The sequence below is a fragment of the Clostridium bornimense genome, assembly GCF_000577895.1.
GTDB lineage: Bacteria > Bacillota > Clostridia > Clostridiales > Clostridiaceae > Clostridium_AN > Clostridium_AN bornimense.
On record NZ_HG917868.1, the window covers coordinates 2,044,887 to 2,066,795 of the forward strand.

A 21,909-nucleotide genomic window follows, 5' to 3' on the forward strand; every position below is an offset into this window, starting at 1 on the left:
CTCCTTTCTTATGCCATTCCTATAATGCTTTCTATTAATAAGTTTAGTTATAATTAAATTATCGATACTCTTATAATATTTCTTTAACTAATTGCTATTATATAATATACTATATCCATAATTAATGATAAGATTATTACTTTTATTTATATAATCATCTATATTTTCATCTTTATATTGTATATTTCTAAGATACAATTTTTCACAAAGCAATGTAGAATGAATTATAACATCTCTTATATATTCTTTATCTTGTAATTCATAACTTTTTAAAATAACATTTTTTAACCTATCAATTTTCTCCTTAAGTTGCTCTACACCATCTCTTAATCTATATGGAAATATTAATTTATTAGCAACTACTACAAAGGCTACTCCTATAATAACATAGATTATTCTATAAAATACTAAAAGATTAATATTTTGTGCTAAAGATGCTATAGATATAGATGCCGTTGCAGCAAATAATGAAATTTTATAATATTCCTTAAAGCCATACAAAAGATATAATGAAACTATTAATATCGCTATAGTTATAAATTTTACATCTATTAAATTTATAATTGTGGCAGTAAATATAATAGCTAAAATATTCCCTCTTATTCTTTCTTTTGCTCTTAAGATAGTATCTTCATAGTATGGTTGCATAATAGACATAATCGTTATAATTGCCCATATTATTTTGTAAAATCCAAGCCATTCTCCTATATATAGTGATATAGTTAAAGTTATCGCCATTCTCATTGAAAATTTAAATCTTATGCTATTCCTATTAAAATATTCTTTAAAATATACATTGAAATCATCTATATCACTTTTTTCCCACTTAGTATATATCTTATTTATTTCTTTTTTATTTAAGTTATAAAGCCGTTCTATATTAATTAATATTCTCTCTATTGCCTTCATTTCTTCATCAAAATAATTAGTTTTACTTTTTATATTATCCTCTAATATATATATTTCTCTTAATATATCATCTACAGCAACATTGCTTTTTATATATTTATTAATAAGAACTACTATATTTAAAAATCTATCTATTATTTCATTATCAATCTTATTATCTAATAATTTCTCATATACTCTTACTAATGAAATATTTAGATATTCTACATTTATGTATAGATTAAATTGTATTCTCCCTAAATATGTAGTTAAGTATCTCTTATGTCTTGTAACATAAACCTTATAGGCCACTGATCTCATTATCTTAGAACATCGTATTTCTATATCTTTATCAAATTTTCTCATAGCTATATTTTTGCATTGATTTTCTATTAACTGAAGAGCTTCTACAATACTATTGCCTAAAATCTCTTTTTCATCTTTTTTCTTTATAGTAGAACCAATTCCTACTAATAATACACCAAATATTACTGCAGCTATTCGCAAAGGTAATTGTTCTAATGATACTGATGCATATTGAGTAAAAACATATAACATTATAAACGGCTTATAAAAAGTTAAATCATAAGGTGATACAATAGTATACATTATTATAAAGATTGATATAAAATTAATTGGAACAGATATATAAATATTAGTTGATGACAAAAATGATGCAAGTACAATAAGTATATCAATTATCATTATCTTAATAATTTTACTTACAGTTTTCACTTGTAAATTTTGTCTTCCCATTACTGTTGAAGTTAATGCTATGGGAAATGCTATCATTATATTTTTCACTCCAAAAAATATTCCACATCCTAATAATGTAATAACTGCTATAGTACCATTTTTAACCATAGAATATACATTTATATTTGATTTCTTTATTATGTTATGACTCATATTAATCCTCACTATGACTTTTTTATTAATATTGTCTGTAAGAGATTATATATATATTCATAATATAATTAAGCTATTAAATAATAAATTTATGTTTATAGGTCACAAGTATGATGGCACAAGGCACAAGTATGGATGAAATTCTTGCAGAATTTCTGAGATCATAAGTATTATGTCATTAGTTTGTTATTTTATAATTAGTCTGGAAATCATAACATAGTCTTACAGGGATCTAATAGAAGTTGCACTTTCATATAGCTTGAAGTATATATGCTTTGTATAACGAAGTATAATTAAAGTTCATATTAGCATCTGTTCTAATTAAGTAGTGGTGAAAGCTGTAATCCATATGAAAATTTTAATTTTCATTGCGTACCTAGCACATTCTGGCTGTCCGCATGACTTATAATAATTTTTCCAAAGGGAAAAATTAACCTTCACTATCTATCATTCTTACTTCTTCACTTTTACTCTAAAAAAGGAACTGAAACACAATATTTATTGTGAAACAGCTCCTTGGTTTACAAATTATAATATAATTTTTGTATCTATAGTAAATATGAAAACACTTTGCCATCCGCAGGATTATAATAAAATTCCTCCTAAAGAGGAATTTTCACCTCACTTGTGCCCTGTGCCTTCTAACCTGTGCCCTGACATACAAATTTTCATTTGCTATTGCGATAGCCTCTTACTTCTATACTATATTTTATTATGCATTCTTTACTTCTTTTTTAAATAATTTTTTTCCACAAGATATTGCTACCATAAGACCTAATGCCATTAGTAATATAGCAAATATTAATTGTAGACCATCTGTTAAAAATGCAAAGTTTCCTAATACAAATATCTTATTAAATATATTTATAATAGCTCGTACTAATGCAGTAAATGTAACAACTAACATTATTCCCATTGGACCCCATAACATAAATCCAGAACGTCCAGTTGTCTTAAGGAATACTGCTAATGCGATTAATACTAATGCTGATAATAATTGATTTGCTGATCCAAATAATGGCCAAACATTATTATAGCCTCCAAGTGAAAGGATTAATCCTACTGCAAGAGTGATTATTGTGGCAAAATATTTATTTGTCATAAGCTTTTTAAATGGTGTCATTGTACTTGGATCACTTGATTCATCCATAAAAAATTCTTGAAATGACATACGTCCTATACGAGCAACAGAATCTAGTGAAGTTAATGCTAATGCTGAAACACACATTGTCATAACACAAGTAGCAACATAACTTGGTATTCCCAATTTTCCAAGGAATCCAGCTATAGCTGATGCAAAAAGAGCAAATGGTGTTCCATCTGGTGCTTTTCCTCCTACTGCAAGAGATCCAACAGCTACAAGAGCAATAACTGCTAATAATGATTCAATAAGCATTGATCCAAAACCAATACCTAACATATCTTTTTCATTTTTTACTTGCTTTGATGATGTTTCTGATGATACTAAACTGTGGAATCCTGAAACTGCACCACAAGCGATAGTTACAAATAATGTAGGGAATAATAAATTTCCATTAACATTAAAACCATTAAATGCATTTAAGTTCATAGATGGATTTGCCACTATTACACCTAATACTGCCCCTACTATCATTGCTATAAGTAAAAATGTACTTAAATAATCTCTTGGTTGCATTAATAGCCACATTGGTGTTATAGAAGCAAGAAAAAGATATATAAATACCACTACTGTCCAAACTGATTTACTAAAATATAATGGACATAAAATACCAACAGCTAACATTGCTATTAATAGCACAACGCCAATAACAGCTTGAAGTTTTTGACTTGGTTTTTTATATTTAATAAACAATCCAAAAACAACTGCAACTACAATAAATAACATTGATATTGATGCTGCAGCAGCATTTGGTGCAACTTTATTTCCATCAGCATCGAATCCGTTAAATGTATTAGCAACTATATCTGCAAAAGCTGCAATTACTAATAGTGAAAATATCCAAGCAAAAAGTAAAAATAATTTTTTACCTGTTTTCCCTATATACTGTTCTATTATACACCCTATTGACTTTCCTTCATTTTTTACAGATGCATAAAGCGCTCCAAAGTCATGTACAGCTCCAAAGAAAATCCCACCTATAAGTATCCATAGTAATACTGGAACCCATCCAAACATAGCAGCTATAATAGGACCTGTCACTGGTCCAGCTCCAGCTATAGATGAAAATTGGTGTGAAAAAACTACTGCCTTAGGTGTTGGTATGTAATCTTCTCCATCCTCTTTTTCATAAGCAGGTGTCTTCGCATTAGGATCTATTCCCCATTTATTTGCAAGCCATCTACCATAAACAAGATAAGCTCCACCTAAAATTAAGATAGAGATTCCAATAATAATTAATCCGTTCATTGTAAAGCCCCCAATTCTATGAAATTTTATAAATATAATTACATGAATATAAATTTTTTATGAATTTATATCCTTACTTATAGTAATACTCCTATAATTTTTCTTTGTCAATATTGGGATTTTTGTGTAAACTTTTACTTTTTAAAATTATGTATATATATACATAAATAAGCATCCCTTTTTTCGCTATTTTATTAATAACTACAATGAAGAGGTGCTTATTTTTAATACATGATATTAGATTTTAAAATATAATTATATATACCTTTACCTAAATAGTAATTCTAACTTGTCTTTATCTATATTCTCTCCAATAATAGCAATTTTACCTTTATCTTGTTTTACCGCAGCTTTCAATTGAAATTGTCTAGGTGTATAGTGAAATTCTATCCATCTTCCGCTATCTAGTTCTATAAAACCTTTTCCTCTTAATATATTGCCACACTCTTTTGTTATACCTATTTTTGTAAATATATTCTCTATTTTATTTATGTTAAAAATCTTCGATGTTTCTTCTCCCCAAGAATCAAAAATTTTGCTACCTACTCTTACTGCTTTTGCTGCTTTTTTACTTCTAGAAGTTAACTTTACTATTTTTTTCTCCTGTATATTATTTAAATCTTTTTCTGCAATTCTAAGTATATCTAAACCATCCATTATATCTAATGGTACTTTAACTATACTAGCATTAATATTTATCTTTCTTATTTCCTCAACAGCTTCCTCAATTTCATTATCATCACACTTATCTATCCTAGTAAAAATTATAGTCTTAGCATTCATAACTTGATCTATATAAAATTCTTTAAATTCCTCTTTATACATATCCAGATTAGAAATATCAATAACAGTAAATATATGATTAATTGTTATTGAATCCTTTATTCTAATTTCTTTGCACCCTTTTAATACATCTGAAAGCTTAGCTATCCCTGATGGTTCCACAATAATTCTATCTGGATTATATTCATCAATTATATCCTCTATAGAGTCTTTAAAATCACCACTAAGTGAACAACAGATACATCCTGAATTAATTTCTTTAATATCGATATTTCTATCTTTTAAAATTTCACCATCAATAGATACTTCACCAAATTCATTTTCGATAATAGCAACTTTTTCCCTTTTAAATGCATCATCTATAATCTTTTTTATTAATGTTGTTTTTCCTGCTCCTAAAAATCCCGATACTATATCTACTTTTACCCCCATAATTTACCCCCTATTTTATCTATACTTAAATATTATTGCAATGTATTTGCATTTATTACTATATTTAAAATTACAGAAAGAAAGCTCATGGAAGTGTAACTTTCATGAGCTTTCTATAATGACTTTTATATCAACTGTGATCTAAGTAAAAAACATAGTATAACTTATAACATTCAACTCAACACTTAAAATTTCAGAAATTCTGCAAGAATTTCATCTATACCTGTGCTTTGTGCCCTCATACTTGTGCCTTGCTTTTTTACTTTATCCATTTATAATTTCTCCGCCATTTATATGAATTGTTTGACCTGTTATATAAGATGCAGCCTCTGATGCTAAAAATACATATGCCCCGGCACATTCTACTGGTTGCCCAGCTCTTCCCATAGGTGTATCTGACCCATGACTAGCAACTTTTTGTTCATCAAAACTAGCAGGAATAAGTGGTGTCCATATTGGACCTGGTGCAACTGCATTAACTCTTATTCCTGTTTTACCTTTAGCTAATGCTAGTGATAAACTCCTTGTAAATGCAACTATAGCACCTTTAGTCATGGAATAATCTATTAGTAAATCATTTCCTTTGAACGCTACCACTGATGTTGTATTTATTATTGATGCCCCAGCTTTCAAATACTTCATAGCAGCCCTTGTAATATAAAAACTTCCATATACGTTAGTTTTAAAGGTTTTATCAAATTGTTCATCTGATATTGCTTTAATATCCATACATTGATATTGCACTGCAGCATTATTTACTAAAATATCTATCTTTCCATATTCCTTAATTGTATTTTCTATGACAGTATTACAAAAGTTAACATCAGAAATATCTCCAACCATCAATGTACATTTTCTTCCTATTCCATCTACTAGATTTTTAGTCTCTTCCGCATCACTATCTTCATTAAAATATACAATAACTATATCAGCACCTTGCTTAGCATATGCTATTGCAACAGCTCTACCTATTCCGCTATCTCCACCAGTAATAATTGCAACCTTATCTTTCAATACGTTTCCTAATTCCATATAATTCTCATCATATATAGGTTTAGGATTCATATTTTTTTCAATTCCAGGCTGTACATTTTGATGTTGTGGTGGAAATGATTTAGGAAATTCCATCTTCTCTCCTCCTTAGTAACTTCTAATCCATTTTAGTATTTACTAAAGAAAAGATTTTATCCCATATATATTTTATATAGATATAAATACTTTAAATTAGAGTCTCTACTAGCTACATAATCTTTCTTCAAAATATACCTTTTCGCTTACGTCATCTAATTTTAAAGTTTCATCTAAAATCCACCCTTCACTACCACGAATAAATTTCCAATACTCTTTAAATACACCTTTATCTAAAGTTTCTTTTATAGCAGATTTACTTTCTGCATCTAATTGATAGCTTTTTCTTGTTCCTTTTACATACATCCAGATATAATCGTTATTATCAGTTTCCCCAATAATAACTTCTATTGGTTTAACATTTACTAATATAATATCTTCTGCAATATTAATCCTATTTCTTGTTCTTAGTTCATTAATCTTTTTACTATACATACTATATAATTTTTCAGACATATAATTTTTGGCTCTAGAAATTTCATTTTTCATCCATGATTCTTGTATTATATAAAAACAAATTGCTACTCTTTCTCTCAAAGTTTTATATTCTAATGTATTATCATACATTGAAATCGTCTTTAGCAATTCTTTATTCTTTTTAGATTTTTGTATTATATTATAGCTACGTATTATATTCTTCTTCATCTTCCCCATAACCTTTCCAGATATGATATATTTAATTATAATAAAGACCATACTTACACTATTAGTATGATCTTTTTATAAGGTATTATACCATAAATTGTATTATCATGTCACAAATTGCGAATATGCATTTATTGTAGAAAAACTAATTTAACTCTAAAATACTACTTCTAAATTGTAAAATCACAAAAGATATCATGGTTACTATTGAAACTGTTAAGAATGGCAACTTATTACCAAAATCAAAAATGAATCCTGAGTATAGAGATCCTATTATCATTCCTATAGCCCTTGATGAATTTTGAATACCTGCTACTTCTCCATTATTATGTACTGATAATTTAGAAATTATATTTTGTTGTAATGGGACATATATACTTGCTGAAGAAACAAAAGCAATTATAAATATGAAAAATATAATACTAGATGTAGATATTGATGCTATAGCCATAGATACAGAGAGTAATAATGTCATTATCTTTAATCCTTTTATTTCTCCCAATTTTCTCCCAACTATTGGTGTTAGCAATAGATTTGTTAAAAAGGCTACTACTCCTGCAGAAGCTAAAAATACTCCATTCATAGTAGGTGGCAAATTTAAAACATCTTCAATATAATAAGTAATTGTTGAGTTATAACTAGTACTTGCAAAATAGAATATAACTACCTGACTCATTATAAATAAAATCTTTTTATCTAAAATATTACTCAATTTATTATTTTTCTTTATATCTTTGCTTTTTGCAATTTTATTTAATTTTTTCTTATCTACAGTTTCTTCTAGGAAAAAGAACATTAAAACACTTACTATTATAGATAATATGAATTGAGTTAAAAACGTAATTTTATAATTACTATTTCCGATTATTCCGCCTAGTAAAGACCCTATTGCCGACCCAATAGTAGAGGCAGCTCCGTAATACATCATACCATTAAGTCTTTTTTCCTTATCTGTTATGTCTGCTATATAAGCTAAAATTACAGTTAAAAAGCTTACAACAAAAGCCCCACTCAAAAATCTATATATCACTATTATTATAGGATTTTCACTATATCCAAACCCTAATTGACTTACTCCATATCCTAATATCCCTATTATTAAAAACTTTCTTCTTCCCATTTTGTCAGATAGCTTTCCCCATATAGGTGAACATAAAAAATTACCTATAGACATAGCTGCAAAAAATATTCCGAACATATAGGATGGCAATTTTAATGTTTTAATTACCATCGGCGTTACTGGATGTGCCATGTTACAAACCATCGTAGTTATTATTGTTAAAACTACTACAGTTTTCATTGATTTTTTTCTCATTTTTTTCTCCTCTTTTGTAAATGTAAACTATATTTTTATTATCCCCATATTTAAAAAGGTTATTGCACTTGTTATTTTAATGCAATAACCTTTAAAAATACTGAAATTACTTTAAAAGTTCTAAAATATATTTTTTATATTCTTCAAAAGATCCATTCTCTATAGAAGCACCTTTATTAATTTTATTTGTACTAAAGTTATATCCTGCCTCACCGTAATTAAATTTAGCTGATGATACAATAAAAGAGGTTTCCTCTGCTCTATATGTAGCATTTTTTTCTATAATAACTTTACATAGTTCTAATAATTCGCTATAATTTAACATTTCATTGTTTGCAGTCATAGATACTACAAATTTAAAAAATTGATATCCCCCTATAAGCGGTGTCATTGTACCATTATTCATATAAAATAATTTACCAGTAGCGTGAAAATACTTCATCACTCCAAAAGATAATGTTTTATGATCACTATTGATTTCTAACATATCATTTTTTATCTTTGACATTGCATCTTCTATATCTGACCATGATGTAACTTCTCTTTTGGAATTATTTTCTATGATTTGTTTAAAACTAAAAAATGATTTTTCTATATCTTTATCCTTACTAACAATACTATCGTTTATAGAAACTATAAACTCACCATTTTCATATATCAAAGCTACTTTGCTATTCATACTTCTCTCCTTCTATAACTATATAATAAAAATTATTATATCATAATAATTATGACATAATCTACGGAGATTCTCTCCTTTACCATTAATTAAAATAAAAATTCTTATTATCCTAATAATATTAATGATATAATAATATCTATATATTGCATAAAAAATATTCATTATATGCAAATAAGATTTTGGAGATTTCAAAAAATGAACTATATAATATATGATTTAGAATTCAATCAAAGATATCCAAAAGAAATGGAGCCTATAAGTAATAATATAAATACATATCCTTTTGAGATAATACAAATTGGTGCTATAAAGTTAAATGAAAGCCTTGAAATAATTGATACATTTAATTCACTTATAAAACCTACCATGTATCCTATAATTCACCCTTTTATTGAAGAACTCACTAATATAACTAACTCAAAAGTTTCATCTTGCAAATTATTTAAAGAAGTATATAATGACTTCTTAAACTTTATCGGCACTGATGACAATGTATTTTGTGTCTGGGGAACAACAGACCTTAAAGAACTATTTAAAACATTAGAGTTCTATGATATTCCTTATAATTTAGGTCCTGAAAAATATATAGATATACAAAGTTATGCTTCTAGATATTTTAATATTCCTTCTGGATCTAAAATAGGATTAAAAAATGCTACTGCTCTATTAAATATAGAGAATCCTTTAGAATTTCACGATGCATTTAACGATGCTTATTATACTGCTAAGATATTTATGAAGATATATAATAATGATATTAGGCCTGCATATTATACTTATAAAAAATAACCTAGAAAAACAATTGTTTTGTTTCTCTAGGTTACTTTTTTATTTTCAAATATTTCTTTTAGAAATTTACGATTCTCAATTCACACTGAATAATTAGAATTCCTTGACTATGGCACAGGTTAAAAGGCACAGGGCACAAGTAAGGTATGCTAGTGAATGATAAGAGTGAATGGTGAACGTTTAAGGTTAATTTTCCCACAAAGGGAAAATATTGTAATCCTGCAGACAGCCAATGTGATTGGAGGTAAGCAATAAAAATCAACATTTTCATATAGCTTACGTATTTATGGATTAAATATAATATATAAATAGTAATTAATTATGTATTGATTATTAAGCTACATGAAAGTGCAACCTTCATTAGCCTCCTGTAATGACTTCCATATCAAATGCAACTAACTTAAGAAAACTCACTTACTCTATACTCCAAACTTAAGCACTTTCAATCCAAGAAATTCCGCAGGAATTTCCACCATCACTGTGCCTTGTGCCCTCATACTTGTGCCCTGCAATATACATTTCATTTGCTCTATTTTACTGAAAAAGCTGCCACACTCCTTTGTGTGACAGCCTCTTCTATGCTTAAGTAAATGATTTTTTAAGTGCGTCTTTTAATACTTTTGGATTCTTTTTATATGGTGTTACTGGACAAATATTTTTGTGTTTAACATCAAATAAAGTGTATACAGCTATTCTCGCTGCACGTACTGAATACTCTTCAGTAAATACCATATCTTCTGGTATTTCTACAAATTGACTTATCATCGCAAAGTTAGTTGATCCTTCTGGTACAACTTGTGGACGATCTGTCATCTTACGTGGTTGAAATTGTGCATCTACATATGGCATCATACATGGTATTACATTAATAACATCTTCCATAATTTCATCTATTTCATCTTCCATATGTAAGTGATGAATTAATTCTGTTAACATTTCTTTACCTGTACAATCACGCATTGGCTTCTTTACATAGTCTCCAACATTTCCTGTATATAAACCATATCCCCAGAATATAGTAGTATCTAGTGGTTGATTCTTAAAGTGTGGTTGAGCTGCAACAACAATACTCATTAACCAACTTGAATCTTTGAAAGTCATTAATGCTCCACTACCTGGTATATTTCCTGAGAACTTTTCAATCTTCTTTAATAACTTGTTTCCTTTACAAGTTACAGTAAAACTCTCCCAATTAGTTTCCTCAGGATTTCCAAAGAAAGGTTCTGGATTTCCTAGACCTGGCTTCTTTTTAGCAACTTTGCTCCATAATTCACCTGATATTGGCTTATCTGGCTTAAATTCTGCTGGTGTATTTAAATCTCCTAATGTTGCACTATCTGTCATACAAGCATTAGTCATAATACATACATCTCCAGGATTTAATGATATAACTTTTTCTCCTTCTTTATCTTCTATATGAATAGCAGTTACTGTAATCTCTTCTCCTGGTTTAAAGTCTAAATCTGTTACTGTAGCATTGATACTAAAATCAACACCAAAGCTATCTAAGTAAGATTTTAATGGTAAAATAACTGACTCATATTGATTGTATTGTGTACGTGTAACACCTTCTAAAGTTTCTATACGAGAAAATTCAAAAATCATACGATTCATATAACGTTTGAACTCAAATAAACTAGACCATTTTTGGAATGCAAAAGTTGTTTGCCACATGTACCAGAAATTAGTCTCAAAGAAATGAGGTGTATCTTTAAACCATTCTTCTATTGTCATATTGTCTAAGCTCTCTTCTGGTGTAATCATTAATTTACCTAGAGCCATACGATCTGCATTATTAAATCCCATAGAAGTTACATCTTGAATAACACCATATTTATCAACTAAACGTGCTTGTGCATGTGTTGGATGTAAATGATCAAAATTAAGTATTTCTTCTGTTACACTTTTCCCTGGCATATCTAATGATGGAACTGAAGAAAATAACTCCCAGAAGTTTTCGTAAGTCTCTTCATTTAACATTCTTCCACCACGACATATAAAGCCGTCTTCTGGATTTCCTGCTCCGTCATTACTTCCTCCTAAAATATGCATACCTTCTATTATATGAATATTTTCACCTTTAAAACTACAATCTCTTACAAGATATGCAGCTCCGGCAAGGGATGCTAATCCTCCACCAATAAAATAAACATGTCTATCGCCATGATCTTGGTATACAAACTTTGTTACTAATTTATCTGAATTTTCTTTTGCTTTTTTTGCCGCAACTGCTGCTACTGCAGTAGCAGCAGCTATAGCTCCAACTGTTAATAATACCTTCTTATTACCATTGTTTTTCTCTTTACCCATATAACCACCTTATACCTTTCAACTTATTGTTTTTCTTATTTATTATTATAGTTTAAAGCAATTCTATTGTAATTATACAAATATTATAATTTGTATAATTTTCTGTGTACTTTTTGTTAATTTAATATATCTTCTATATATAATTTTTTATAATAAAAAAAGTGGCAAATGCATTATTACAAATGCACTACCACTTTCATTACATTATTATTCCACAAACTAAAAACCCAACTAAACTAATAACTGCTGCCATTGCTGCATATGGAAATTGACTTAAAGCATGATCCATATTATCTATACTACAAGATGTTGATGTAAGTACTGTAGCATCAGAATAAAAACATGCATGACTGCCTAATGTTCCTCCAGATAATATCGCTGCCATTACAAGAATAGGATTAGCACCAAGTGAAAATCCTAGCGGTATTATTATTGGCACACAAACTGCTGGTATTCCCCAGTTACTTCCTGTTACAAAAGTTAATATAGCTACTACTATAAATGCAACTGCTGGGAAAATAGTACCATTTAGGTACGGTGTTACTGTTTCTATAACATATGCAGGAAGTCCAATATCATTTGCTGCTTGTTGCATAACAAAAGCCATAAACACAATTGCTATTGTTGGTATCATCCCTGCAAATCCTTCAATATATGTATCACAAAACTCTCCAAAAGACATCTTTTTTCTTGGAATATAAAGAAGTAAACATACTACTAATGATGATACTACTGCTATAAATAAGTCACCCCATATTATTGTTATAGCTATAAGTGTTCCTATAGGAAGTAAAAAATCGATAAGTTGACCTTCTCCTTCTCCATATTTATCTACTAAATCGTTATTAAATCTTTCACTTTTATTACTATAAACTTCACCATTTTTTTCTACTCTTTCATAAGCTACCTTCATTCTACCTAACTTTGGTATAACTCCTAAGATAAATAATGGTACTATTATTACTGAAATCCATGCATAAAAAGTAAATGGAATAACTCTTAAATAAGTAGCTATTTCACCACCAAAATTTAAATCTGGTATACCATTTTGCTTATAAAATACACTAGAATAGAAAATAGCCCAGGTTGAAAAAGGAAGTAAAACACAAATAGGCGCTCCTGTAGAATCAATTATGTACGCTAAAGATTCTCTTGGAATCTTCTTTTTATCTGATATTTTTTTCATACAAGCCCCTAGAGTCATTATATTTAAATATTCATCAATAAATATTAAAATTCCTAATATCCAAGTAGTTAACAATGTCTTTTTACTGGTATTACAATATCTTTCTAGCTTTCCTGCAAAACCTAATGTTCCTTTCGATTTAGCTAGTAGTGCAATTAAACTTCCAAATAATCCACAAACGATTAATACCCATTGATTATCAGCATCACCAGCTGCCTTAAAAAAGGCTTCCGACCACATTGGCGCAAAACTAGGGCCATAAATGATTACATATGTAGCAATCGTTCCTAACAATAACGCTTCTAAAGTTCTTTTAGTTATCAATGCAAATATGATAACTATTAACGCTGGTAAAACACTAAGTATACCATAATGATCCATATGTACTTCTCTCCCTTTTCATTAGTAAATTACGTTTACTTTATATTTTATCCAATATAGCCTTTTTAATTAATTTATTTATAACTACATCAATAATTTATAACTTTTAATTACTTATATTTTTAGACCAGATACGATTTTAACATATCATAAACTAATTGAAAACATAATTTAATAAATTAGTAAAGAATAAAATTTTTATACACTGAATCATAATATATTATTAGTATACCTTAGCTATTAACTTGATCTTTTGTACTATTCATATGCTTTATCACTTCTACTAAAACAGGCAATAATGAAATTAAAATAATTCCTATTGTAACTAAAGAAAAATTATTTTTTATTACTGGGATATTACCAAAAAAGAATCCTAAGGATAAAAATAAACTTACCCAAATAGTACCTCCAATAATATTGAAAACACCAAATTTCTTGTAGCACATCTTACCTATACCAGCTACAAATGGAGCAAATGTTCTTACTATAGGAACAAATCTTGCTAAAACTATAGCCTTAGAACCGTACTTTTCATAAAAGCTTTGCGCTTTATCTATATAACTCTTCTTAATAAACCTACTATTACTATTTACAAGTCTCTCACCTAATTTCTTTCCAATAAGATAATTAGTACCATCACCTAAAATAGCAGCTGAAAAAAATATTACTATTAATACAAGTATATTCATACCTGAAACCGCCGCTAAAGCACCACAGGCAAAAATAATAGAATCTCCTGGTAAAAAAGGTGTCACTACTAACCCTGTTTCACAAAAAATAATTAAAAATAACAGTACATATATAAGTACTCCATAGTTATCCATAATAACAGGTATATACCTATCAAAATGCAATAACTCTTCAATAAAATTCATCATATAAATTAGCACTCCTTAACATATTTTTACTAATTATAGCATTTTAATGTTAAGTTTATGTTAAATAATTCTAATCAATAAACATCTGTAAAATTTATATGCTTTATTTAAGAAGTTAAATTAAAAAAGGAGTTACTAAACGTAACCCCTTCTTTATAAAAATATACTCTATACAGAACAATCCATTATTTTATAGCATTTACTACTCACCAAATGCTTGTTTTAAGTCATCAATTATATCATCTATATGTTCAGTACCAATTGATAATCTAATAGTGTTTGGCTTAATTCCTGATTTTAAAAGTTCTTCTCCTTCTAATTGTGAGTGAGTTGTAGTAGCTGGATGAATAACAAGTGATTTTACATCTGCTACATTAGCAAGAAGTGAGAATATTTTAAGTCTATCTATAAACTCAGTAGCTTCTTTTTGTCCACCTTTGATTTCAAAAGTAAAAATTGAACCTCCTCCATTTGGGAAATATTTATCATATAATTCCTTTTGCTTTCCTGTTGCTAATGATGGATGGTTAACATTTTCTACCTTAGGATGATTCTTTAAAAATTCTACTACTTTTAAAGTATTTTCTACATGACGTTCAACTCTTAGTGATAATGTTTCTAATCCTTGTAATAATAAGAATGCATTAAATGGACTAATTGTTGCTCCTGTATCTCTTAGTAATATTGCACGTATTTTAGTTACATAAGCTGCTGCTCCTGCTGCTTTAGTAAACACTACTCCATGATAACTTGGGTTTGGCTCAGTAAGGCTTGGAAATTTACCTGATGCTTCCCAATCAAATTTTCCTGAATCAACAATTACACCACCTAGTGATGTTCCATGTCCACCAATGAACTTAGTTGCTGAATGAACCACTACATCTGCTCCATGTTCTATTGGTCTAAATAAATATGGTGTAGCAAATGTACTATCAACAATTAATGGTATACCATGTTTATGTGCAATTTCTGATAATGCATCAATATCTATTAAATTTGAATTTGGATTTCCAAGAGATTCAACAAATATGGCTCTTGTATTTTCTTGTATTGCTTCCTCAAAATTATTTACATCGTCTGGATCAACAAATGTAGTTGTTATTCCATACTCTGGTAGTGTGTTAAGAAGTAAATTATAAGTTCCCCCATATATAGTTGTAGCCGCAACTACATGTTGTCCTGCTGAAACTATATTTTGTATTGCATAAGTTATTGCTGCTGCTCCTGATGCTACTGCAAGTGCTGCTACTCCGCCTTCTAATGCTGCTACTCTTTCTTCAAATACCCCTTGAGTTGAGTTAGTAAGACGTCCATAAATATTTCCACCTTCAGCTAGTCCAAATCTTGCTGCTGCTTGAGCTGAATCCTTAAACACATAAGAAGTTGTTTGATATATAGGAACTGCTCTTGCCCCTGTTGCTGGATCCGGTTCTTCTTGTCCTGCATGAAGTTGTAATGTTTCAAACCTTAATTTTCTTTCTTGATTACTCATCTTAAATCGCCCCTTTTTATTTATCTAATATTTCTTTACTAATAAATAAAAAAATGTACCAGAGAGAATCTTCTAGTACTTTAGATACATCCTCTTATCTCTTAGCTATTGCTACAGGATTTAGCACCTATAGGTTTTCCCATTAGGTTGCCGGGTTTCATTGGGCCAGTCCCTCCACCACTCTTGATAAGAATACGAGCTTTTTATTTTCCTATAAAGCCCATATGTTTTATATGTTTTCTTTGTGATTATTATTATATTGTATTATTTTTACTATGTCAACATATTATTATAAGAAAATATCTTTTTTACAGGAATAATTTTTAAATTCATATTAACAATAAATTTAATTCTTTGAATCTTAATATATGATAAAATTATATATATTACATTTTATTAAGATCGGAGGATAATCAATGAATATTCTGTCAGGAACTTACGGCTTTGACCTGTTATCTATTTTTATTTTAATAATAAGTCTATTTTTTAACTTTGGAAAAATCCCTAGATTAATTAGCCTTATCCTTTGGGGAATAGTTGTATTTAGAGCATTTTCAAAAAATACTTATAAACGTTCACAAGAATTAAGTAAATTTACTACCTTTATCAACAATATATTAAGAAAATTTAATAGACAATTACCTTATATGACTAATGTCAGTCTAGAACTTATACCCCCAATGTTTACAAGACTTAAATATACTATAAATCAAAAGATTCAATATAAAATTGTCGCTTGTCCAAATTGTGGTCAAAAATTAAGATTACCTCGTAGAAAAGGTAAAATAATAGCTACTTGCAAGAGATGTCATAATGAATTCCGCTTAAGAACATAAAAAAGGATACTGTTACACATAGAAATCTACTTTGTGCAACAGTATCCTTTTTAGAATAAAGATATAGTTTTACCACTACTTAACTAGAACAGGTACTAATATAAACTTAAATCTTTATATATAATACTATACAAATATATATTCAACGCTTCATGAAAGTGCAACTTTCAGGAGCCCCCTGTATTGACTTATATATCAACTATAATCTAAATAAGAAACATAGTCTAACTTATAACATTTTACTCAACACTTGTAATCTAAGAAATTCCGCAGGAATTTCCTCTATACCTGTGTCTTGTGCCCTCATACCTGTGCCATATATCTGTGCCTTAATTTCCCTTAACTATTCCTTATTACTTACTCACTATCACCTATTCCTTTCTTTATCATTTCCTTAAAGGTATTCCACTCTACAAATTCTCCTCCCATACTTTCTAAATGACTAGTATACATCTGACAATCAATAAATTGAAATCCTTCTTCTTCTAACCTTTTAGCTAAAGTAATTAAAGCAACTTTTGAAGCATTAGATACTTTAGAAAACATACTCTCTCCAAAGAAACATTTTCCTATCTTAACACCATAAAGTCCTCCAACTAATTCTCCATCTTTATATGTCTCTACACTTGAAGCAAATCCATGATCAAATAAATTTATATAAGCTTCTTTCATATCATTATTAATCCATGTACCCTCTTTATCTTCTCTTAACTCCTTACAATTGCTTATTACCGCTGAAAAATCTTCATCAAATTTTACCTGAAAGCCACCGTTTCTTAATATCTTTTTCATAGACTTAGATATCTTTATTTTTTCTGGCTTTATAATAAATCTCTTTTTAGGACACCACCAAAGAATATCGTCATCTTCTCCATACCAAGGGAAAATGCCATTTACATAAGCTAAAATTAACCTCTCTATTGAAAGATCACCACCAACTGCTAACAATCCATCTTCATCAGCTAATTCTGGTGCAGGAAACACAATATCTTCATTTAACATATATACTGCCATAGTATCTTCCCCCTTTTCATTCTTCTGTGATAACTAGAAATTTAACGTATCATGACTTATTCCTGTAGCTATAAAAATAAGCAAACTAGAAAGTAAGTTATTATTAGCATTCCTAATAGCTTTTTCATCTCTATCTTCTCCTGTCATCGATGAAACTACTTGAAGTTCTTCAAAGTTTATTTCAAGAAATACTCCTGTAGCATATAAAAATAGCTTATTTGCTATTCTTGGAGCATCACTGAAATCTGGTGCATTCTCCATATAATTTGTACCATTAATCTCATCTAATAGTCTTCCTCTTGAGTCATAAAGATAATTTATATTCATAAATATAGCTAAAACAATAATATATATTGTATTTATTGATAAATTTAATACACCTAGTTGTCTTATAAGTTCAGAGTCTGGATAACTTATATCACTATTAGATGACGTACTTCCTTCCTTATCTTCTGAATTTTCAATATCAATACCATCTCTATCTATCTCTTCACTATTTATATCATTACCTTTATATCTCATAAAATTATATCTATTTACACCCATTCATATACCTCTATTATATATCTATCTTGCTATTATTCAATATATGTTATATACTACCAAACTGTTTTTATTTAGTAGTAGCTTGTCCAAATTAGCCTTATTATAAATTATATGTTAAAATAATAATGATAACAAAATATAATGTAAAAGAGGTAATGAATTTGTACAATAAAGGTGATAAAATTGTCTTTCCTAATCAGGGAGTGGGGATAATCGATGATATAGAACCAAGAGAATTTCAAGATACTATGCAAGATTATTATGACATTCATTTAGTAAATAGCACATTAAAATTAATGTTACCCTGCAATCGTATGGAAGTTTCCAATGCACGATTAGTTTCCGATTCACAAACTCTAGATAAGTATTTAAACAATTTAGATTACTTTCTGGATAATGGGTGCCACTCTACGAATATAGATTCAAAACAACGAATCAAAGACAATAAAAGCAAACTTAGTTCTGGAACTTTAAAAGATTATTTTGAAGTAATACTAGAACTTACACATATACAAAATGATTCTAAATTAAATTCTAGTGAAAAACAAATACTATATAATGCTCGCAAAATTTTAGTTGATGAAATAAGTCTTAGTAAAAATTTAACTACCATTGAAGCCACTTCTCTATTAGATAATTCTCTTGCAGGAATTTAAAAAAATAGATAGAGATTTTGCTCTACCTATTTTTATCTTCAATATTTTTCTTCTTACTACTTAAATACAAAACTACTATTCCCGAAATTAATATAATAATGGCTATTACTGCTATAAGCTCTTTTCCTATTCCACCAGTTTTAGATAACTCTTTATTGCTATTATTACTATCTTTATTATCTGTAATATCATCTTCTGTTAATATAATTCCTGCTGCTAATTCTTCAATTTTACCTTTAGCTTCCTCAACTTTACTAAAGTTATCAACATATTTCCTATCCTTACTATTTAGAGCATCGTATCTTTTTACTATATCTTCTACAGTTTCTTTATCATCTAAAGTGATATTATTTTTATCTACTTTCTCCCATATATCATCTCTAATGCCATTTACTATTTCCCTAATTTCTAATATTCTATTTTTAAGCGCCATCAATTTATCTATATTAGTCACTTTAGCTTTTTCTTCTTCTGTAAGTTTTTCAAACTGATTATATAAACTATATATCTCTTCCTTGTTATCAAGTACTACATCTTTATCAGAAGGCAAACTGTCTATTTTACTTATTAAATCATTAACTTCTTTTTCTTTTTCTTCATTATCTAATTTTTTACTTAAATCTAAAAGTACATCTATATTTGTAACCGAACTTTTATATCCTTCTGGAAGCGCATTGTATCTATCTAACAATTGGTTTATAGTATTTTTTTCTTCTATGGTAATAACTTCTGGAAGGTTATTTATATCTTTAATAATATTTGCTACTTCATCTTTTATATTTTTTAATGATTCTATCTTGGTAATAGCATTATTCAACATATCAACATTAGAAACCTTTTTCTTTTCTTCATCACTTAAAGAATTATACCTATTTAATATATTTTTTACTATAATCTTATCATCTAATGTTATTTCATTAATATCTGGAAGATTATTTATTGCTAAAATAATATCTTCTGCTATATATTCTCCATTCTCATTTTTAAAACAAAATAGATATCCTGAATCATTTTTAAAATATATACTTCCATATTCATCTATTGCCGCTGATGAATTATTTGAATGCGGCTTGCTAGTAGAAATAATTTTTTCATAATTCTCTTTAGTATTTCCTTCGAAATCCTTAATACAATATATACTATCAGGACTTGATGAATTAAATACATATAAATATACCGTATTATTGTTATCCTTATTAGCATAAGCTGTAGTTAATATTGGTGATGATTTTGATGATATTCCCCATATTTGATATATAGTATTTAAGCTTGTACCATCTAACACCAAAAAGTTTTTTCCACTACACACATATACTCTTCCATTATATACTACAGGACTCGATACTGAATCAGCCCCTATAACGGTACTAATTAATGAACCTTTATCAAAAGTACCATCTTCATTTACTTTAATTGAACATATTGATCCACCCTTTGTAGATAAATATATTTTTTCACTTTTTTTATCATAATGTATTGAACTTCTTATTCCATCGCCAATATCTATAGCATCTATAACTTTATCTTCTTTTAAACTATGAGCAACAACTTCTCCCTTTTCTCCTGCAAAAATAATATTATTACCTACCACAGCCCCTCCTGTTAGATAATAACCTTTCTTTCCTTCTTTAGGTTCATATTTCCATGCATAATCTTTTATTTCATCACTCTTTTTAGTATTTTTATCTTCTACTGATAGTGCATAGTAAAATCCATTATCACCAGAATTACTAGATACTCCACAATAAACATAACCATCATAATATACTACTGTCCCAATACCTTGTAGACTTGTATCTTCTATAACAGGACTTATCCACAACATATCTAAAGTATCAGCATCAACGCATTGTATCCTTCCATTATTAGTAGGTACAAATATCTTTCCATCACCATAAGCAATCCTTGATGACCATGATATACTTTCTGTAAGTGTATTTGATAATATTTCTTCTCCTGTTTCTCTACTATATTTTTTTATTTTTGAAGAATCTGTAGAATATATATAATCCCCTACAATTATAGGATCACTAAATTTCCAACCTTCACCTACTTCTACACTCCATTTTTCCTTTACTTCTAATGACGTAGTAGGCGTCTTACTATCAGTTATTGCTGGATTTAAAATATTTCCTCTAAACTGCGTCCATAAACTTAGGCTATCACTACCTGCTAAAACTACATTAGAAGTTATCACTGTAATTACTATACTAGCAATTAAAGATTTTACTAACTTCATAATTCTTAATCCCCTTTTCTAACAATGTATTGTAAAATACTGTATCATATGATTATATAGTACATTGCCTAAATTTTTATGTCAACAGTCCCTAAGCCCTCATTATCACTAGTATTAACGCTATTTTTGTTATTACAAATTTTTTATAAAAATATTACTTATAATACTTTAAAGTATCAGAAAACCGTAAAATAACTTATTGATATATTTGTAATTTATTGAATTTTATTCAAAATAATTTTTCTAATATATACTTACTAATTATATTAAATAAAATTTCTATCTTAAAAAATTTTTATTATATTTTTATTTCTTCTTTTTTCTTTTTTATAAGTTTTCTTACGTATTTTTTTAATTACGCCTTAATTTCCTTTTATCATGGCACAGGGAACAAGTAATGTGAAAATTCCT

At 28.4% G+C, this 21,909-nt stretch carries 17 protein-coding genes and 1 riboswitch; of the genes, 3 read left to right on the forward strand and 14 right to left on the reverse strand.

Going from position 1 to position 21,909, the window contains the following annotated elements; all coding sequences use genetic code 11:
* Positions 1–87 precede the first annotated feature (87 nt).
* The 7 genes from CM240_RS09205 to CM240_RS09235 all read right to left on the reverse strand — a co-directional run bounded on the left by CM240_RS09205 (position 88) and on the right by CM240_RS09235 (position 9,168).
* Entirely contained in the window at positions 88–1,797 is a 1,710-nt protein-coding gene (locus CM240_RS09205) for an FUSC family protein (RefSeq protein WP_044038607.1), read from the reverse strand.
* Between the two features lie 712 nt (positions 1,798–2,509).
* The gene (locus tag CM240_RS09210; protein WP_044038608.1) at positions 2,510–4,186 is read right to left on the reverse strand and encodes a carbon starvation CstA family protein; all 1,677 of its coding nucleotides are present in this window, start codon (positions 4,184–4,186) and stop codon (positions 2,510–2,512) included.
* 267 nt (positions 4,187–4,453) lie between these two features.
* The gene (locus tag CM240_RS09215) at positions 4,454–5,401 is read right to left on the reverse strand and encodes a CobW family GTP-binding protein (protein WP_044038609.1); all 948 of its coding nucleotides are present in this window, start codon (positions 5,399–5,401) and stop codon (positions 4,454–4,456) included.
* 264 nt (positions 5,402–5,665) lie between these two features.
* A complete protein-coding gene (locus tag CM240_RS09220; RefSeq protein ID WP_044038610.1) occupies positions 5,666–6,529 on the reverse strand; it encodes an SDR family oxidoreductase in 864 nt (287 codons plus the stop codon).
* A gap of 108 nt (positions 6,530–6,637) precedes the next feature.
* Complete coding sequence (locus CM240_RS09225; protein ID WP_044038612.1) at positions 6,638–7,174, reverse strand: TIM44-like domain-containing protein; 537 nt, start codon at positions 7,172–7,174, stop codon at positions 6,638–6,640.
* Positions 7,175–7,319: 145 nt separating this feature from the next.
* A complete protein-coding gene (locus tag CM240_RS09230) occupies positions 7,320–8,489 on the reverse strand; it encodes an MFS transporter (RefSeq protein ID WP_044038614.1) in 1,170 nt (389 codons plus the stop codon).
* A gap of 106 nt (positions 8,490–8,595) precedes the next feature.
* Positions 8,596–9,168: a hypothetical protein gene (locus tag CM240_RS09235; protein WP_044038616.1), complete on the reverse strand. Its 573-nt coding sequence runs from the start codon at positions 9,166–9,168 to the stop codon at positions 8,596–8,598.
* A 198-nt stretch (positions 9,169–9,366) separates the two neighbouring features.
* On the opposite strand from CM240_RS09235, the gene CM240_RS09240 reads away from it, so the two are divergent.
* Positions 9,367–9,960 carry a 3'-5' exonuclease gene (locus tag CM240_RS09240; RefSeq protein ID WP_051483783.1) on the forward strand — a complete coding sequence of 198 codons (594 nt, stop codon included), beginning with the start codon at positions 9,367–9,369 and terminating at the stop codon, positions 9,958–9,960.
* A gap of 582 nt (positions 9,961–10,542) precedes the next feature.
* Here the strand turns inward: CM240_RS09240 and CM240_RS09245 are convergent.
* The 4 genes from CM240_RS09245 to CM240_RS09260 form a co-directional block, all read right to left on the reverse strand.
* Entirely contained in the window at positions 10,543–12,270 is a 1,728-nt protein-coding gene (locus CM240_RS09245) for an oleate hydratase (protein ID WP_044038618.1), read from the reverse strand.
* Positions 12,271–12,469: 199 nt separating this feature from the next.
* Positions 12,470–13,837, reverse strand: coding sequence for a Na+/H+ antiporter NhaC family protein (locus tag CM240_RS09250; protein WP_044038620.1), 1,368 nt, complete (start codon positions 13,835–13,837; stop codon positions 12,470–12,472).
* 233 nt (positions 13,838–14,070) lie between these two features.
* Entirely contained in the window at positions 14,071–14,715 is a 645-nt protein-coding gene (locus CM240_RS09255) for a DedA family protein (protein WP_044038622.1), read from the reverse strand.
* A gap of 202 nt (positions 14,716–14,917) precedes the next feature.
* Positions 14,918–16,207 (reverse strand): O-acetylhomoserine aminocarboxypropyltransferase/cysteine synthase family protein, encoded by a 1,290-nt coding sequence (locus CM240_RS09260; RefSeq protein ID WP_044038630.1) that lies wholly within the window; start codon positions 16,205–16,207, stop codon positions 14,918–14,920.
* Between the two features lie 91 nt (positions 16,208–16,298).
* A riboswitch (SAM riboswitch) is annotated at positions 16,299–16,400 on the reverse strand.
* Positions 16,401–16,623: 223 nt separating this feature from the next.
* Here CM240_RS09260 and CM240_RS09265 point away from each other — a divergent pair.
* Positions 16,624–17,043: a zinc ribbon domain-containing protein gene (locus tag CM240_RS09265; RefSeq protein ID WP_044038632.1), complete on the forward strand. Its 420-nt coding sequence runs from the start codon at positions 16,624–16,626 to the stop codon at positions 17,041–17,043.
* Between the two features lie 357 nt (positions 17,044–17,400).
* Here CM240_RS09265 and aat read toward each other — a convergent pair whose 3' ends face one another.
* Together aat and CM240_RS09275 are read right to left on the reverse strand one after the other, a co-directional pair.
* Positions 17,401–18,057: a leucyl/phenylalanyl-tRNA--protein transferase gene (aat, locus tag CM240_RS09270; RefSeq protein ID WP_044038634.1), complete on the reverse strand. Its 657-nt coding sequence runs from the start codon at positions 18,055–18,057 to the stop codon at positions 17,401–17,403.
* A gap of 33 nt (positions 18,058–18,090) precedes the next feature.
* Positions 18,091–18,603 carry a hypothetical protein gene (locus tag CM240_RS09275; protein WP_051483784.1) on the reverse strand — a complete coding sequence of 171 codons (513 nt, stop codon included), beginning with the start codon at positions 18,601–18,603 and terminating at the stop codon, positions 18,091–18,093.
* A gap of 161 nt (positions 18,604–18,764) precedes the next feature.
* Between CM240_RS09275 and CM240_RS09280 the strand changes: the two genes are divergently transcribed.
* On the forward strand, positions 18,765–19,259 hold the full coding sequence (locus CM240_RS09280) for a CarD family transcriptional regulator (protein ID WP_051483785.1): 495 nt from the start codon (positions 18,765–18,767) through the stop codon (positions 19,257–19,259).
* 22 nt (positions 19,260–19,281) lie between these two features.
* Here the strand turns inward: CM240_RS09280 and CM240_RS09285 are convergent, their stop codons facing one another.
* Positions 19,282–21,498 (reverse strand): outer membrane protein assembly factor BamB family protein, encoded by a 2,217-nt coding sequence (locus tag CM240_RS09285; RefSeq protein ID WP_044038639.1) that lies wholly within the window; start codon positions 21,496–21,498, stop codon positions 19,282–19,284.
* Positions 21,499–21,909: the final 411 nt, after the last annotated feature.

Coding starts and splice junctions, on each gene's coding strand:
- CM240_RS09260 (WP_044038630.1), bottom strand. CDS start 16,207: ATGAGTAATCAAGAAAGAAAATTAAGGTTTGAAACATTACAACTTCAT.
- CM240_RS09250 (WP_044038620.1), bottom strand. CDS start 13,837: ATGGATCATTATGGTATACTTAGTGTTTTACCAGCGTTAATAGTTATC.
- CM240_RS09240 (WP_051483783.1), top strand. CDS start 9,367: ATGAACTATATAATATATGATTTAGAATTCAATCAAAGATATCCAAAA.
- CM240_RS09245 (WP_044038618.1), bottom strand. CDS start 12,270: ATGGGTAAAGAGAAAAACAATGGTAATAAGAAGGTATTATTAACAGTT.
- CM240_RS09265 (WP_044038632.1), top strand. CDS start 16,624: ATGAATATTCTGTCAGGAACTTACGGCTTTGACCTGTTATCTATTTTT.
- CM240_RS09215 (WP_044038609.1), bottom strand. CDS start 5,401: ATGGGGGTAAAAGTAGATATAGTATCGGGATTTTTAGGAGCAGGAAAA.
- aat (WP_044038634.1), bottom strand. CDS start 18,057: ATGGCAGTATATATGTTAAATGAAGATATTGTGTTTCCTGCACCAGAA.
- CM240_RS09225 (WP_044038612.1), bottom strand. CDS start 7,174: ATGAAGAAGAATATAATACGTAGCTATAATATAATACAAAAATCTAAA.
- CM240_RS09230 (WP_044038614.1), bottom strand. CDS start 8,489: ATGAGAAAAAAATCAATGAAAACTGTAGTAGTTTTAACAATAATAACT.
- CM240_RS09205 (WP_044038607.1), bottom strand. CDS start 1,797: ATGAGTCATAACATAATAAAGAAATCAAATATAAATGTATATTCTATG.
- CM240_RS09220 (WP_044038610.1), bottom strand. CDS start 6,529: ATGGAATTTCCTAAATCATTTCCACCACAACATCAAAATGTACAGCCT.
- CM240_RS09285 (WP_044038639.1), bottom strand. CDS start 21,498: ATGAAGTTAGTAAAATCTTTAATTGCTAGTATAGTAATTACAGTGATA.
- CM240_RS09210 (WP_044038608.1), bottom strand. CDS start 4,186: ATGAACGGATTAATTATTATTGGAATCTCTATCTTAATTTTAGGTGGA.
- CM240_RS09255 (WP_044038622.1), bottom strand. CDS start 14,715: ATGATGAATTTTATTGAAGAGTTATTGCATTTTGATAGGTATATACCT.
- CM240_RS09235 (WP_044038616.1), bottom strand. CDS start 9,168: ATGAATAGCAAAGTAGCTTTGATATATGAAAATGGTGAGTTTATAGTT.
- CM240_RS09275 (WP_051483784.1), bottom strand. CDS start 18,603: ATGGGTGTAAATAGATATAATTTTATGAGATATAAAGGTAATGATATA.